The organism is Pustulibacterium marinum, assembly GCF_900116665.1.
In the GTDB taxonomy this organism is placed as follows: domain Bacteria; phylum Bacteroidota; class Bacteroidia; order Flavobacteriales; family Flavobacteriaceae; genus Pustulibacterium; species Pustulibacterium marinum.
This window is the reverse complement of the sequence record NZ_FPBK01000002.1, coordinates 54,360-68,084: the sequence shown is the minus strand read 5'-3', so window position 1 is coordinate 68,084 and position 13,725 is coordinate 54,360. Positions and strand designations below refer to the sequence as shown.

18 protein-coding genes are annotated in these 13,725 nt (G+C 33.0%); 5 read left to right on the top strand and 13 right to left on the bottom strand.

Annotated elements, in window-relative coordinates; genetic code table 11:
- The first annotated feature begins 178 nt into the window (after positions 1–178).
- Complete coding sequence (locus BM383_RS04800; RefSeq protein ID WP_093023568.1) at positions 179–1,198, top strand: helix-turn-helix transcriptional regulator; 1,020 nt, start codon at positions 179–181, stop codon at positions 1,196–1,198.
- Between the two features lie 130 nt (positions 1,199–1,328).
- Here the strand turns inward: BM383_RS04800 and BM383_RS04795 are convergent, their stop codons facing one another.
- Positions 1,329–1,721, bottom strand: coding sequence for a Fur family transcriptional regulator (locus BM383_RS04795; protein WP_093023566.1), 393 nt, complete (start codon positions 1,719–1,721; stop codon positions 1,329–1,331).
- Positions 1,722–1,854: 133 nt separating this feature from the next.
- On the opposite strand from BM383_RS04795, the gene BM383_RS04790 reads away from it, so the two are divergent.
- From BM383_RS04790 to BM383_RS04780, 3 genes are all read left to right on the top strand, one after another.
- A complete protein-coding gene (locus BM383_RS04790) occupies positions 1,855–2,172 on the top strand; it encodes a hypothetical protein (protein ID WP_143106342.1) in 318 nt (105 codons plus the stop codon).
- A 180-nt stretch (positions 2,173–2,352) separates the two neighbouring features.
- Positions 2,353–3,225 (top strand): TonB-dependent receptor plug domain-containing protein, encoded by an 873-nt coding sequence (locus tag BM383_RS04785; protein WP_245766525.1) that lies wholly within the window; start codon positions 2,353–2,355, stop codon positions 3,223–3,225.
- Positions 3,219–3,962, top strand: coding sequence for a succinylglutamate desuccinylase/aspartoacylase family protein (locus BM383_RS04780; protein WP_093023562.1), 744 nt, complete (start codon positions 3,219–3,221; stop codon positions 3,960–3,962). Before BM383_RS04785 ends, BM383_RS04780 begins: the two co-directional genes overlap by 7 nt.
- A 121-nt stretch (positions 3,963–4,083) precedes the next feature.
- Here BM383_RS04780 and BM383_RS04775 read toward each other — a convergent pair whose 3' ends face one another.
- The 9 genes from BM383_RS04775 to BM383_RS19045 form a co-directional block, all read right to left on the bottom strand.
- The gene (locus BM383_RS04775) at positions 4,084–4,728 is read right to left on the bottom strand and encodes a hypothetical protein (RefSeq protein WP_093023560.1); all 645 of its coding nucleotides are present in this window, start codon (positions 4,726–4,728) and stop codon (positions 4,084–4,086) included.
- A 53-nt stretch (positions 4,729–4,781) separates the two neighbouring features.
- The gene (locus tag BM383_RS04770) at positions 4,782–5,615 is read right to left on the bottom strand and encodes a hypothetical protein (protein WP_143106341.1); all 834 of its coding nucleotides are present in this window, start codon (positions 5,613–5,615) and stop codon (positions 4,782–4,784) included.
- Between the two features lie 146 nt (positions 5,616–5,761).
- Positions 5,762–6,052: a hypothetical protein gene (locus BM383_RS04760; protein ID WP_143106340.1), complete on the bottom strand. Its 291-nt coding sequence runs from the start codon at positions 6,050–6,052 to the stop codon at positions 5,762–5,764.
- Positions 6,053–6,406: 354 nt separating this feature from the next.
- Positions 6,407–6,910: a hypothetical protein gene (locus BM383_RS04755; RefSeq protein WP_093023552.1), complete on the bottom strand. Its 504-nt coding sequence runs from the start codon at positions 6,908–6,910 to the stop codon at positions 6,407–6,409.
- Positions 6,911–7,187: 277 nt separating this feature from the next.
- Positions 7,188–7,811, bottom strand: a complete 624-nt coding sequence (locus BM383_RS04750; protein WP_093023550.1) for a hypothetical protein — start codon at positions 7,809–7,811, stop codon at positions 7,188–7,190.
- The gene (locus BM383_RS04745) at positions 7,801–8,304 is read right to left on the bottom strand and encodes an RNA polymerase sigma factor (RefSeq protein ID WP_093024056.1); all 504 of its coding nucleotides are present in this window, start codon (positions 8,302–8,304) and stop codon (positions 7,801–7,803) included. Before BM383_RS04745 ends, BM383_RS04750 begins: the two co-directional genes overlap by 11 nt.
- A 6-nt stretch (positions 8,305–8,310) precedes the next feature.
- A complete protein-coding gene (locus BM383_RS04740; RefSeq protein ID WP_093023548.1) occupies positions 8,311–9,171 on the bottom strand; it encodes a TraB/GumN family protein in 861 nt (286 codons plus the stop codon).
- A 540-nt stretch (positions 9,172–9,711) separates the two neighbouring features.
- A complete protein-coding gene (locus BM383_RS04735) occupies positions 9,712–9,966 on the bottom strand; it encodes a hypothetical protein (RefSeq protein ID WP_093023546.1) in 255 nt (84 codons plus the stop codon).
- On the bottom strand, positions 9,963–10,091 hold the full coding sequence (locus BM383_RS19045; protein ID WP_262501682.1) for a hypothetical protein: 129 nt from the start codon (positions 10,089–10,091) through the stop codon (positions 9,963–9,965). The genes BM383_RS04735 and BM383_RS19045 overlap by 4 nt, the downstream gene beginning before the upstream one ends.
- Positions 10,092–10,404: 313 nt before the next feature.
- Here BM383_RS19045 and BM383_RS18980 point away from each other — a divergent pair, with 313 nt between their 5' ends.
- Entirely contained in the window at positions 10,405–10,701 is a 297-nt protein-coding gene (locus BM383_RS18980; RefSeq protein WP_262501693.1) for a transposase, read from the top strand.
- A 103-nt stretch (positions 10,702–10,804) separates the two neighbouring features.
- Here the strand turns inward: BM383_RS18980 and BM383_RS04720 are convergent, their stop codons facing one another.
- From BM383_RS04720 to BM383_RS18920, 3 genes are all read right to left on the bottom strand, one after another.
- Positions 10,805–12,601 carry an NACHT domain-containing protein gene (locus BM383_RS04720; RefSeq protein ID WP_093023542.1) on the bottom strand — a complete coding sequence of 599 codons (1,797 nt, stop codon included), beginning with the start codon at positions 12,599–12,601 and terminating at the stop codon, positions 10,805–10,807.
- A gap of 246 nt (positions 12,602–12,847) precedes the next feature.
- Positions 12,848–13,477 (bottom strand): hypothetical protein, encoded by a 630-nt coding sequence (locus tag BM383_RS04715; protein WP_093023540.1) that lies wholly within the window; start codon positions 13,475–13,477, stop codon positions 12,848–12,850.
- Between the two features lie 64 nt (positions 13,478–13,541).
- Positions 13,542–13,725 (bottom strand): hypothetical protein (locus BM383_RS18920; RefSeq protein ID WP_218157911.1); only part of this gene is annotated, 184 nt, incomplete at its 5' end.

The following is a 13,725-nucleotide window of genomic DNA, read 5'->3' as shown; positions in this document are numbered from 1 at the left end:
GTTCAATTGTTTTTTAATTTTTAATCAAGCTCCGTTACCTCCCCGTGCAACGGAGCACTACTAATTAATGTAGCTGCTACAAACCCATTGTTTAACTACATACAAAGATTGCAACACAAGTGCGCAACCTTTTTGCGTAGTTTATTTTTTCCTGTATTTTAGTACGAAAATTTACTTTATGGCGGTTACTAAAAATGCTTTGATACGCTACAAAACCATTGATAAATGCCTGCAAAACCATTATAGAGACTGGACACTTGCTAGTTTAATGGAAGCCTGTAGCGATGCCTTGTATGAGTTTGAAGGACGTAGTGTGAATGTAAGCAAGCGCACGCTGCAAATGGATATTCAGGTAATGCGCAGTGATAAATTGGGCTACAATGCGCCTATTGAAGTATACGACCGAAAGTTTTACCGCTATGCCGATCCTGAATATTCTATTACCGATATTCCTTTGACCGAAACCGATATGGGGATACTTACAGAAACCATGAACATGCTAAAACAGTTTCAGGATTTCTCTTTGTTTGCCGATTTTAAGGGTATTATCAACAAATTGGAAGATAAGATCTATACCGAACAGCATCACAAAAACCCTATTATTCATTTAGACAAAAATGACAACCTAAAAGGATTGGAATGGTTGAATGAATTGTATCAGGCTATTTTAAAACAGGTAGTCATCAAACTGATGTACCAATCGTTTAAAGCCTATCAACCACAGGAGGTTATTTTTCATGCGCATTTTCTAAAAGAATATAACAACCGCTGGTTTGTTATTGGTCGTACTACAGAAAAACCAAAAATCATCACTTTTGCTTTGGATAGAATTCTGGGCATTGATTATGATTTTGGCGCAGCGTATATTCCGGCAACCTTTGATGTAGATGCCTATTACCAACATACCATTGGCGTTACTGTGATGGAGAAATTTAGACCTTCCAAAGTAATTTTCAAAGTAGACCGTAGCAATGCGCCTTATGTGCTTACCAAACCCTTTCATGCTTCTCAGGAAGTCTATGAAAAGCATGCTGATGGCAGTATTACGTTCATCATGCGGGTTCACCTCAACTTTGAGCTGGAACGTATGCTACTTGGGTTTGGTGATTATTTAGAAGTGCTAGCGCCCAAGATGCTTCGCCGCAACATGAAAAGACGACTTACCAAAGCTGCCGGGTATTATGAAGGTGGAAGATGAACTCTTTAGAAGTATTTGCCATGTAAAAGAAATTCAATTTCATAAATCATATAGTGAGTCTTGCATACCTACAGTACTCCATAATCTTCTTTTACCTAATTTAATGGTTAGCACTGGTAATTACTTTATATTATTCTTTACCTACTGCTGCACATTTAGTACAGATTCCAATGATCAAAAATTGGGTTTCTTTCATTTGATATCCTGGTAATACCGGAATTTCAACCTTATCTGGCAAACAATCTACGGTACCACATGCTGTACATTGAAAATGAATGTGGTTGTGCAATGTATGTTGGTGTTTACAAGAAGTACATAAGGCATAATGCGCTTTACCATCAGAACTGGTAATAAAATGTACCTTACCAGCAGCCACAAAACGTTCTAACATTCTATATACGGTTGTTTTGTTTACCTGTAAAGGAATTTTTTCACAAATCTCATCTACCGTAAGGGTATGTGGTGTTTCCTGCATTAATTTTAAAACTTCTTCCTGTGCTTTTGTATTTCTTGTGAGAGCCATATTAATTATAAAGATATCATAATGACAAATTTACAAAATCTATCCTTTTTATAACAGATGAATATTTTGCAACTATGTTGCGTTTTTATTTTTTTTGAATACATTTGCTACTTCAATACAAAACAAAGCACTCTTGCATCAAAAAGTAAAGCATATTATTTCCTACACATTTCTGGTACTTCTTTTAAGTATCAAGCTATCTGGGTTGCATGCTTTAGAACACTACACTAATTTCAACGATGGTGAAGATGATGTAGAATGTGCCATCTGTGACTTTGTAATGCTAGACCAGCAGGCTCCTGTGATTGCCGAAAAAGCATTTATAAATGATACACTTAGCATTCCTCCAAACCACACAAAAGAAAATCAGGTAAACCACTACCAGCCAAAAACGGTTGCTTGTTTTTTTCAACGCTATCTCTTTAGCCTCCCCCCTCCTTACATAGCATAATTAGCTATTTCACACTTATTTTTTCCGGGAGAAATCTATCTAAACTGTACTGTTCTACAAGTATTTTATTTGATTTTCTCTACTAAAAAAACAAATATCCAAGTGTAATACTAACACTCGTTAACGCTATATAACTGCAATAACTTTTATATAGCGCCATATACTCAACCCTATTGTTGTATGAGATATTTATATCTGATCATTGGAATTGTATTCCAATGTGCCACTGTATATGCACAAGAATCGGTGCAAATTACAGGAACGCTCATCGATGCTACAAACCAATCTCCTATTGAGAACGGTACTGTGATTTACAAAAATGACTACGCTGTGAGTAATGTAGCAGGAAACTTTACCCTTACTGTGGAGGCTACTGCAAAACTAACCTTACATGTTTCGCACATGAGCTACGAAACGCAACATGTTGCGCTTTCTAATCAAGAGCTTCAAAAGCCTATACGTATTGTATTGTTGCCTAAGAACACTGCACTTTCAGCAGTAGAAGTCACGGCACAAAGCACCACTATGAATACCGAGACTCCTATGATGTCTACCGCCATCACTAAAACTTATTTAGAGGAAAATAGAGAAAATAGTTTAATGCAAACCCTTAGTAAAATTCCAGGTGTAAGTACTATCAATATTGGTTCGGGACAATCGAAGCCTGTGATCAGAGGTTTAGGATTTAACCGTGTTAGTGTCGTAGAAAACGGTATTAAACACGAAGCACAACAATGGGGTGCCGATCATGGTTTGGAAATTGATCAGTATGGTATTGAGCATATCAATGTGATTAAAGGTCCGGCTTCTTTGCTGTATGGTTCAGATGCCATTGCCGGTGTGGTAGCCATTACGCCACCCAACGTACCCTTGCCGCACAGTTTTAAAGGCAACATAAACCTACTGGGAGAAAGTAATAACAGTTTGCTTGGAATTTCTACCGGAATAACCGCTAGAAAAGAGAATTGGTTTTACAGAGCACGCATTACAGTGAGAGACTATGCCGACTATAAAGTACCTACAGACCGTGTACAAAGGGAAACCTTATTATAATTCCGTTAGCCAACACAGCCGCCTTTTACCAACGCACTCCTTTTTACAATCCGCTAGATCATAAAAACCTGAATAGGGAATTTCCCGGAAGTTCTAATGGAAGCATCACAGAAGTACTGGCAGATTACATTAAGCAACATATCTATCCAATTTCTGATGTGGTGTTAGATATGCATGCCGGAGATGCTAACGAAGACCTGTTACCATTTATTTGTTATTACAACAACACACATTTTACAGCACAAACCCAACTGGCTGCGCAACTATGTGATGTGAGTGGTTTTGAAAATATAGTATCGTATCCATACCACTTAGCAGCAGACCAACCTGCCGAGTATGCTTTTAAACAAGCAGTGCAACAAGGAATACCCGCATTAAGCATAGAAATGGGAAAATTAGGAAACGTGAACCCGGAAGAAATTAGCACAATTACCAATGCGGTACATCGCATGCTCAACTACATGAACATGTATCAAAAAGCAACCCCAAAAATAAACATAGCTAAAAACTACTTTACCAATCAGGCTTATATACCTGTGCCTATGCAAGGCCTTTTTTATAGTGATTACAAAGCAGGCGACATTGTTACCAAAGGAACACTGCTGGGAATTGTGAAAGATATTTTTGGTAACGAATTGGGTAAAGTACATGCAACCGCTACCGGAACTATTTTGTACAAAATTGGCACTCCACCCGTTACTAAAGGACAAACGTTGTTTTGTATTGGCATTAACTAAACAATACTTAATCTAACAAACTACTAATAAAAATGAACCACAAAGACTACAAAACCGCTACTAAGTTACTTGTATAATGTATAGATTAAGCGATTAACAAGAAATCATACTACACCTATTGTTAATTACCTTTCCCTTCTAAAGACTTCCAATATTCCTCTTTGCTTTGAAACTCTTTTAATTTTTTATTCAGTTTTATATACTTTTCAGAGGTTTTATCAATTTTCAAAGTAGGTAGAATAACCCTGGCTCTTTGCATATTTATATCGCCATAAACATCAAAAAAGCTTCCTACTAAACTATCTAAAATTGCTTCATGATTTGTTTTATCTTTAATCAGCTTCAGATATAATTCGTCTTTTTTATCAAATGGAACAGGACCAGAAACCGATAATAACTCTCTTAAAATGTGCTCGTCTTTACAATCTCCTATTAAGCTATTCCAAGTTTCAGCAACTGTTTGTGGGTCTTCAAAGAAATCAACCCAAAGCGAATACTTTATTTGCTTTTTATGTTCTGGTTTATCAGATTTGAGATATTTTTTATAGTAGTCTAAGAGTGTATTTTTCTCTTCGGAAGTCAATTCTGAGAAGTACATGTTCAATTCAGAACAAATTCCGTATTCAGGACTACGTTCAAAAAAGTCAAAACTTAAATTCAGTTTTTCTACATTCGAAAGGTTTTCATCATCCCAAAGTATTCCTACAATAGTTAGGTCATCTTCATCAAATAAAGCTCTTGTAGCTATGTATTGTTTTCTGTTCATTAAAATTATTGCGCTTTCATACCAAGACCAAAATACAACTTTTATAAACTATACTATATCTTCTTTCGCTTTTCTTCTCGTGCGTCTTGCTTTCTTTTTTTTGCCTCGGCTTTAAGATCTTTTTCTACATGAATCCAAGTATAATTACCATTATCATTAAAAGGTGTCGAAACACTCTCTTTATTATCAATATAAATCTTAGTGAAATAATCTTTGTAATACCAGGCAAAGAACACACCTCCTAAGGTAGGTTTTTCTTTTTCTCTATAATTTAACCATATTTCCCTTGGTGGATCTGTTTTAAACCCTAAAAACTGCCCTTGATAGTAGCTATTATCTTTTATAATTTCGTCATCAGGAGATATTTCATAAATAAACTCTCCACCATACACTGCTGTTCCATTAGGTTGAAAACCAGGAAATATAAATACTTCTAAATTCCCATCCTTATTTTCTCTTATATAATGATTGAAACGAATTCCGGCTGCATCACTTATAGGCTTCATTTCCTTAAAAGCTCTGGATAAAGCTTTCCCATATTTGTTTAAAAAAGTGGTATCAATCTGTTCATCAGTTTCTATTACTTCTTCTTTAGACTTTACCTTAAAATGAAAAACCTGATCATATTGGCCATGTTCATATTTTCCGTAAACGGCATGCCATATATTGGTAGTATCTTGAAAACAGAACCATTCTCTTCCAATGCCGCTCATTTCCTCTTCTCCTTTTGCCACCAGAGCATCCGTAGAATACCAAGCTGCTAAATCATATCGTAATAGCCAATCAGCAATTTCAGCTTTTTCATTAAAATCTTTGATATCTATTTTTTGTGCATGCATTTGATGCAACCCCAGCAGTATCATGAGGAATGTAACTATTTTTTTCATACCTGTAAATATGCTATACAATATACAACTTTTACACTCCCCACGCTACTACTGTAAAAACAAAGTCGCTCAGGGAGCGACTTGTATCATTAATCTATTGTGGTTATTTGAGAGTTGTGCAACGGTTCTCGTTATTGCACAAATATTCAATCCTGTTTAATTTTCAATGAATTAATTCCGTTCGTTATTTCATAAATCCCGTAAAGTACTATCCATAATGGCGCCAATTGAAATCCCATTTTGATATGGACAGCATATTTAGTTTCGCCAAATGTTAACAATAAATAACTGCATAATATTCCGAAAAGAGTTATCAAAATCCCAACCATAAAATGCAGTACATAATGAGCTTTCTTTTTTAAAAATCCCATTATAGCCAATACAATCAATAAAAATATGACCATGATAAAAACAGAGCTCACAATGATATCGGACATGGTAGTCTCTTTAATTCTATTTGAAATTGCAGCAGAAAACAATATGATTAAAAGTATTCTTGATACTATCCAAAGATATTTAGTTGATTGATAAAATTTAGTCAATTTTTATTCCTTTTTAATATTGTAAAATTGTTAACGTTAGGGTAACTTGTTATATAAGCATAAAAATATACAATCTACCTGTTTATGCTCTAGACAAATAAAACTTTTTTCCTTACTTAAAATTTATATAGTCTCTTTTTTGTTTATATCTGGAAACCGTTACCTCTGTTGACAGAAGTATTTAGTAATTTTGATTTTCGTTTAACGACTTCATTTTTTTCAATTCAATAGCGTCAAACTCTTTTTGCGTCACTTTTTTTCCTCTTTTTGGTTCTTTAATTTTAGTTTTTTTTCAATTTTTTTTAATATTCTTTTTTCAAACTCCTTTTTTTCTTTTGAGTTTTTCCACCATAGAAAGTATTCATTTGCATTGATCCAATTTCCTATGTCTGTTTTATTTTTATAACCTGAAAAATAAAATGTTGTTGTTGTTTTATTTTTGGCCCTTGTCAATGTGTGAATTATTTGATTTTTATCTTGATACTCAAAATAGATTGAGTACCAATGTCTATTTTGATGATCAACAAAACTATTTGTTTGTAAATTATTTTCAGATTTTACATCATTTATAATTTCGATAAGAGTATCTTCAGGAATGTTTAATTCATAGGTTTCCGCTTTCGCGTAACTTCCTGGAGAAATAGACCAAACAAGGTAATAAAACAGGAGTCCGAAAGTGAAAATCCCAGTTATTATTAATAAATGTTTTCTGTTCAACTTTCTTTTGTTTTTTTTCCAGCGTTCGATTTTCAAAATGAAGCCTAACGGTCTTGTTTAACAATTAGTTGCGGATTGATTAGAAACTAAGATAGCTAAAATCACCTACTTTTATGCTTTAGCGATTGTTGTTATACGCTGGGCCTATTTTTCAATTCCAATATACTTCAATTTCATCAAAAACTACGACTATCATAAAAATAACACATTGATGAGCAATACTCAAAACATTTGTCAAGATCTGGGAAATTCACTTTTGATATCGTAATTGGAGTTGTACAACGGCCAGTACCTTGTTGTAGGTTGTGCTTTTTCAGTATTCAAGTTTTTCTAAAATATTTTCAAGGTCATTTATATATTTTCCGTATAAATTGTCTACCCACCAATTGGTTACAATGTATATAGCAATTGCTGTTACTAAATACCCAATGATGTAAAAAATAATTTTTTCAAAGGAAATATTGAACGTTATGATGTTTAGAAAGGCTGATTCATCAATGCTATTTCGTCCTTTAATCAAAATAAAGCCAACTGCTGGAAGCAATAAACTTCCTGATATTACAGCAGTCTTATACACTTCTAATGTTAATTTTAATTGATATAAAGTTGTTACCAAAACATCCTTTACAGCAAAGGATAGGTTTGAGGTTTGCTTTATAAAACTATTAATTTTAAGCAAATAGATAATTGTAATGAGGGAAGTAATAAAAATGAGAATAAAATAGATTCCTCTTGCAACTGGATTCATTTCAATAAACCCTGGTGTCATAAATAAAAGTAGAATAATCACTATTTGTGTTAAGAGTTCGGTTTTTATATTTCTTCTTATTTTTTGAATAGGAAGTTGTGTTTTCTTTAGTTCGCTTATATGGTTGGGTATTACTTGGTCATCCATATTTTGGCTATTCATTTGTTGTTTTATGTCTTCAAAATTCATATCCTTCTGTTTTAATAATTTCTTTTAATTGTTTTTTTACTCTATTGGTTTTGACTCTTGTGTTTGTCTCGGAAAGTCCTAAAGTCTCAGCTATTTCTTTTCCCGAATATCCTTCTATATATAGCAGTATTAATGCTTTATCTATTTTATCTAATTGTCTTATGGCTTTATAAAAGTAACCGAGTTGTTTGTCTTTAACACCATCATAATCTTTTGGTGCTACGGGTTCTGTTTTTAAATCAGCTGTTGTACCTATTCGTTTTCTCTGCTTTTTATAAAAAACGATGGCAGTATTTAATGCTACACGGTACATCCAAGATGAAAACTGACTGTTGCCTTTAAAAGAATCTACAGACTTCCAGAGTTGGAATATAATTTCCTGAAATAAATCTTCACGATCTTCAGGTTCATCAAAATACATTCTTGAAACCTTATATATAATACCTTTGTGAGCGTTTATTTTATCTAAAAATTCTTTTTCGGTTATTTTCATCATATTTTACAGTATTGGGGTTACGTTATACCCCTTTTGTCTTAATAATTGAATAAGCCCTTTTTCACCTGTTAGATGTGCAGTTCCTACAGCAAACAAATTACTTTTTTCTTGCATCATTTCGGGCATCTTATGAACCCAGTTTTCATTTCGAACATGCAACATGTACTTGGTTGAATTGGCATTCATATATTTTTCTTGAGCAATTAAACCCACTGTCATGGTAATATTCTCTTCCAAATACGCTTCAATGGCTTTATTGAAATCTTTTTTATAGGTTTCAAACAAAAATATAAGCCGGTAACTTTCCATTACAGGATACGCTTTTTTTACATAGGCAAATTGTTCTGATACACTTTCAAGCGAAACAATATTGGTGTTATTTTCGGTAGCAATTTTAACCAATTCCATTTCTATTGATTTAATTTTATGGCAAGGTAGCATCTTGCTTGCCATCATACTGTAAAGTGTTGAAATACCATATGAATCAAAGTTTTTTAAAGGAACACCCATAATTTTTTGGATAAGCGTATCCAGCCTTGCAAACTGCTCATCGGTTAAATCTTCAGAAATCTTGTTTGCATGAGTCATTTCCTTTTGAAGTGCCTCCATTTCTTTAGGGTTAGAAAGATTTACTTCCAGTACCAAATCATCAATATTATTTAGGGTTTTTAATACTTTTTCTGGAATGATAAAATCATCTTCACACATCATATGCATAGTTCCCAAAAGATAAGATGGTTTTTCTAAATTTGGATGTTCTATCTTCCAAAGAACAGAATTTTTTATAGTATTTTTCTCTTGTCCAAAAAAGACGGCAGGAATACATACAATACAAGCGGTAATCCAATGTTTTAAACTCTTCATTTTTTTGATTGTTTTTGATTATACCGGGTAAGTATAGCGAAGCAATATTTGTTACAAAAAAAAATGACAATGGAGACTTCTTTACGAGTAGATTTTAATGTTCATAGGGTTTTAATTGTGTTATGCAAACATTCCCTACAACCTTTTGCTTAGGGTTTTGTGGAGGTTTCTCTGCACTCTCCTGTACACTAGATCAAAGCTAGTCTATGAGTGATTTTTTTTTAAACCTCAGGTTTGTTAATTTTATCAAGAGGTATAAACCAAGACCCGGAATATACTGGTTCAATTCAAGTGTTACCAAAAATTATCTCAACACTCATACTATTCATTTGTACCAATTATACCATGAACTTCTTCACCTAAGCAACCCCATGGTTCAAATACTACTGTTGGTTCAAGTATTATCATTGACTGGTTTTATGTTTGCTAACTCGTTATATCTAAATAAATATAAACATTGTTACCCGTTGTTTTCTGATAAGAATAACTTTTACCAAAGAGTTATGCATTGGCTAACATCTTTATTGTGAGTGCTGCTTTTTATTTTTTAATTAATTCTTTGATTCCTTTCAGATGTCCAGCACCATATACAACCAATATTTTTGAATCACTCGATGTTTTAATTTCATTCACTAATTTCTCATTTCGTAAATTGAGAATAAATTCACTTTTAAATTTTTCAGTAAGTTCTTTTTTAACCTTAGGACACTTATATTTAAAGGAGCTTAATTCTGTATTGTAATCACATTTGGCGAGTTTAATTACTCCATATTTTTGTTCAAATAATGAAATCAATTTATAGCTGTAGGTTCGCTTACTTCCATATCTGTTTCACTTGTCTTTTTGGGTTCTTCGCAACCAAACCATATAAAAATGGAGATGAATACCAAACACACCGCATACGCATAATGCTTACTCATAAATTTAAGTTTAAGAAGATTTATAAAACTTTACCCATAAATTTACACAAAAAGTAAGATAAAACCTATATAAAGTGTTTTATTTGAGTATACGTCTAAAAATAAATCGATCTTCTACCCAAACTGTATCTCTTTCCTCCATTAAAGTTTTCATATTTTGTTGCTCTCTTACTACTTGTTGATATGATCCTTGTACCTTGAGCACCTTTACATCATTTGGAAATGTAGACGTATCTATGGGATTAAATTGAAAAAACACAATGGGAATACATATCACAAGGAATAAAACAGTTAAAGCTTTGTATGTTTTTTTATTCAGAAAAGGAATTACAAACAAGGCCGCTACATGAAAGCCAAACGCTCTAGCACCGTAGAACCTGTTTTTGGCATTCTTACCCAATTTATGGGGCTCGCCAAAGTGAATACCTTGGGCATACAGCAAGCCAACAAATGCATGCTCATGGCCGCCATTGCCTATAATCTTAAAAAATACCTTAAATACACCACCAAAAAGGCACATAGTAATCAGGGAAACACACGTCTACTTACAATGGCCATAAAAGCCTTCCTAAAAGTCCATAAACCCCTTGTAAGCCTTCCGCAAAACTAGAAAATCAACTAACGCTAAAAACAAAAAAGTCGCTCAAAAGCGACTTGTAGAAACCAACCCCCAACTTTTACCAAGGAGTTGTGCAACAGCTACCGGTGTTAGGCTACGTTTTTTCTTTTAATAATAAGTCAAATAATTTAGAAGAATGATTCTTTTTTCTCAACTCGATAGACTTTTTTGCAAAATTTAAAGATTCTAACATTCCTTTTGAGAAGAACCGACTACTCTTATAGAACTCTAATGTTGCTATATCAGATGTTTTTAAGTTTTCAGTTAAAAAGACTAGCCTTTCTTTACCTTCTTTAGTAGCGTCCTTATTATCTGTTATCCATTCAGATTCCCCTGCCAATAAAGATTTGGATTTTTTTCCATTTTTAATATTAAAAATTATAAAATAGACCATTTCGTTGATAATCCCGTTTTTTACTGTACCAATTAATTTGCCATTTCTGAATTCGAATTTCTCCCACATTATTCTGATAAACCTTACATAATGTGAAATACCAATATTTTTTTTAAGCTTAATTTCATTAAATAAATCATTTATGAACGGTATAATAATTTCAAATTCCATAAAGTCAGGGTCTAACTCATGAACCAATTTGTAAACATTATCTTCCCTTATATTTGCTTGATATTTTTTTAATAATGTTGTTTTTATTTCGGTTTGAGATTCTACTATGAATTTTGCAGTGAAATACTCCTGAAAAGAACGATGAGTAAAATAGATAAAAAGTCCATCTTCTACTAACAGACAAACTGATTGAAGTAAATCTGTTAAATATTTTGATGAATTGAATTCGTAACAAGATAATTCTTTTGCTTGGTCAATAAATTCGAGGGCTTCAATTCTAGTAAATTTGAATTTACGTTGCTCATAAGTTAATACACAAAAAATAGATAGAATTTTAGAGAACTCTTGTATATCTAATTCTGTTTCTCTTTTTCTATTGAAGGCTCCCTTAAGAGCATCATGTCTTTGAAATAATGCTTCAAAAGCTTGGTTATAAAATACACTTAGTTTATTTGGTATATCAGCACTGTAACCATAAGTTATAAGCATTATTGATAGCAGTAAAGGATTGGAAAGGAAAGATTTATGTTTTTCAAATAAATTATCTTGTAAATCTGAGATAAATTTTGCTTTAATTGTCTTGTCAGCAGGTAGTTTATTAATTAATTCAATACTTTTTTCTAAGGTTAAAGGCTCGACATTAAAAATTGAAAATGTGGTTAATTCTGAAACATTTAAATCTGGTCTAGTTGATAAAACTATACTACAACCACTATAGGCTTTTGTTAAATTGTCAATTTCCTTTAAAAGTGATTCTCTTTTTTCTGGGAAAACTTCATCTAATCCATCCAAGAAGAATATATATTGACCTTTATTTAAAGATTTTTGCAAAAAACTTTTTTCAATCTCTAAACCAAAAGAATCAAAAGTATAATTAATAAATTCCTTTAAATCAAAACCTTTAGAGTTTAGGTCGCGTAATTCAATAAAAACGGGAATCTGTTTTTTAGCGAAAAGTGAATTTACAAATAGATGCTTAAGCATAATTGATTTACCTGCTCCTCCAGTTCCAGAAATTATAATATTTTTATTAGCATCAAGTAATGCTTTAATATTTGCAGATTTTATTAAGACATCATTGCATCTTAGACTTAATGGAACATAAAAAGTGCTTAAGTTTACATTAGAATCTCTATGAAAGAATGTCTTAGATTTCCCATATCTAGTAAATGATTCTGCTAAGAATTTTTCGTATCCAGTCTTTAGCGTAATTTTTACTTTTTCTTTAGTTCCTTTAATTATGCTTTCCCCAATTTTAGTTAAATCATTAACTTTTAGGTTTAAAAACTCTGCGATAATTTTATTTGGGTCTATTTCTTCTTTCATATTTTCTAATGTAACCTAACTCATTTATATCAGCACCAATATACAACTTTTTTATACAATAATAGTAAATACTATTCTATGGTAGCTACCAAAATAAAAGCCTTTTGTATAAACAAAAAGCTTTAACAGTTGGGAACATACCTACGGTAGGTGCAAAAAGTTTCTTTTTTGTAATAAACCAAAAGTGTTGCGGCTAATGTATACAACACTTTTGGCTGGCAAAAAACAAAAGTAATGTCACTATTTTTAAGGTACTGGTGTGGTACAGGCAAACTGTATGCTAGAGTATTTTAGTTTGCTTTTACTGCTACCCAAATAGGCGGCCCGACAGGCATACTTAACGCCCGGTTCTAAACCTGTAATATGCAACGTGCAGCTACTGCTGCTGTGTTGTTGAAGTTTAGCTGTTACTACCGGGGTTTCTGACGGGCCGACGAAAAAAAGGTACGACTTGGCATCTTTGTTGGCTTTCATTCGTAAAATTAAATCGGCTCCTTCGGGGCCCGCAACTACACTAAAATTAATTGGTGCTGGCAATACTACTTCTGTAGGGATTCGTATTAAAATAAATCCACAATTTAGCAATTTAGCTTCATCACCATCTGCTTGATAGTTAACTATCTGAGCTACTTTTCGTAAGGCTACCAACAACGTAGCGCGAGCTATGTTTTTCTCTGCCGTATAGGCCATTCCACCACCTGTAGCGGCTTCCAAACTTTCTCTGTAGGCTACCGAAGCAGCCGTTAAGGCTTCTAACACCCCCGCATCGAACGTAAAATTGGTATTTCCGGTGAGTTTGGTAATTACTTCTCCTGCAAATACATTTAGCTGGCTGTCTTTCATATAAGCATATGAAATTCGTACTTTTCTTTTCATGTTACTGTTTTTTTAAAAAATTGAATTTTAATTGATTGTACAGCAGTTCTCTTCTCAGGTCTTTTTACCTGGTTATACAAGAGTTATCTGCTTTTTCACCCACCACAATCATTACTTTTACACTACTGAATATTAGAGTTTTACAAATTACACACAGTACATTTGTTACTATTTTTGTCGCATTTGTTACTATTTTTGTCGCATTTGTTACTGTTTTTGTCGCATTTGTTACTGTTTTTGTCGCATTT

What these genes read in the sequence shown, in the direction of transcription:
- BM383_RS19045 (WP_262501682.1), bottom strand. Translation starts at nt 10,091, where the DNA reads ATGAGTAAGCATTATGCGTATGCGGTGTGTTTGGTATTCATCTCCATT.
- BM383_RS04760 (WP_143106340.1), bottom strand. Translation starts at nt 6,052, where the DNA reads ATGTCCGATATCATTGTGAGCTCTGTTTTTATCATGGTCATATTTTTA.
- BM383_RS04740 (WP_093023548.1), bottom strand. Translation starts at nt 9,171, where the DNA reads ATGAAGAGTTTAAAACATTGGATTACCGCTTGTATTGTATGTATTCCT.
- BM383_RS04800 (WP_093023568.1), top strand. Translation starts at nt 179, where the DNA reads ATGGCGGTTACTAAAAATGCTTTGATACGCTACAAAACCATTGATAAA.
- BM383_RS04785 (WP_245766525.1), top strand. Translation starts at nt 2,353, where the DNA reads ATGAGATATTTATATCTGATCATTGGAATTGTATTCCAATGTGCCACT.
- BM383_RS04795 (WP_093023566.1), bottom strand. Translation starts at nt 1,721, where the DNA reads ATGGCTCTCACAAGAAATACAAAAGCACAGGAAGAAGTTTTAAAATTA.
- BM383_RS04770 (WP_143106341.1), bottom strand. Translation starts at nt 5,615, where the DNA reads ATGAAAAAAATAGTTACATTCCTCATGATACTGCTGGGGTTGCATCAA.
- BM383_RS04775 (WP_093023560.1), bottom strand. Translation starts at nt 4,728, where the DNA reads ATGAACAGAAAACAATACATAGCTACAAGAGCTTTATTTGATGAAGAT.
- BM383_RS04720 (WP_093023542.1), bottom strand. Translation starts at nt 12,601, where the DNA reads ATGAAAGAAGAAATAGACCCAAATAAAATTATCGCAGAGTTTTTAAAC.
- BM383_RS04715 (WP_093023540.1), bottom strand. Translation starts at nt 13,477, where the DNA reads ATGAAAAGAAAAGTACGAATTTCATATGCTTATATGAAAGACAGCCAG.
- BM383_RS04750 (WP_093023550.1), bottom strand. Translation starts at nt 7,811, where the DNA reads ATGAATTTTGAAGACATAAAACAACAAATGAATAGCCAAAATATGGAT.
- BM383_RS04745 (WP_093024056.1), bottom strand. Translation starts at nt 8,304, where the DNA reads ATGAAAATAACCGAAAAAGAATTTTTAGATAAAATAAACGCTCACAAA.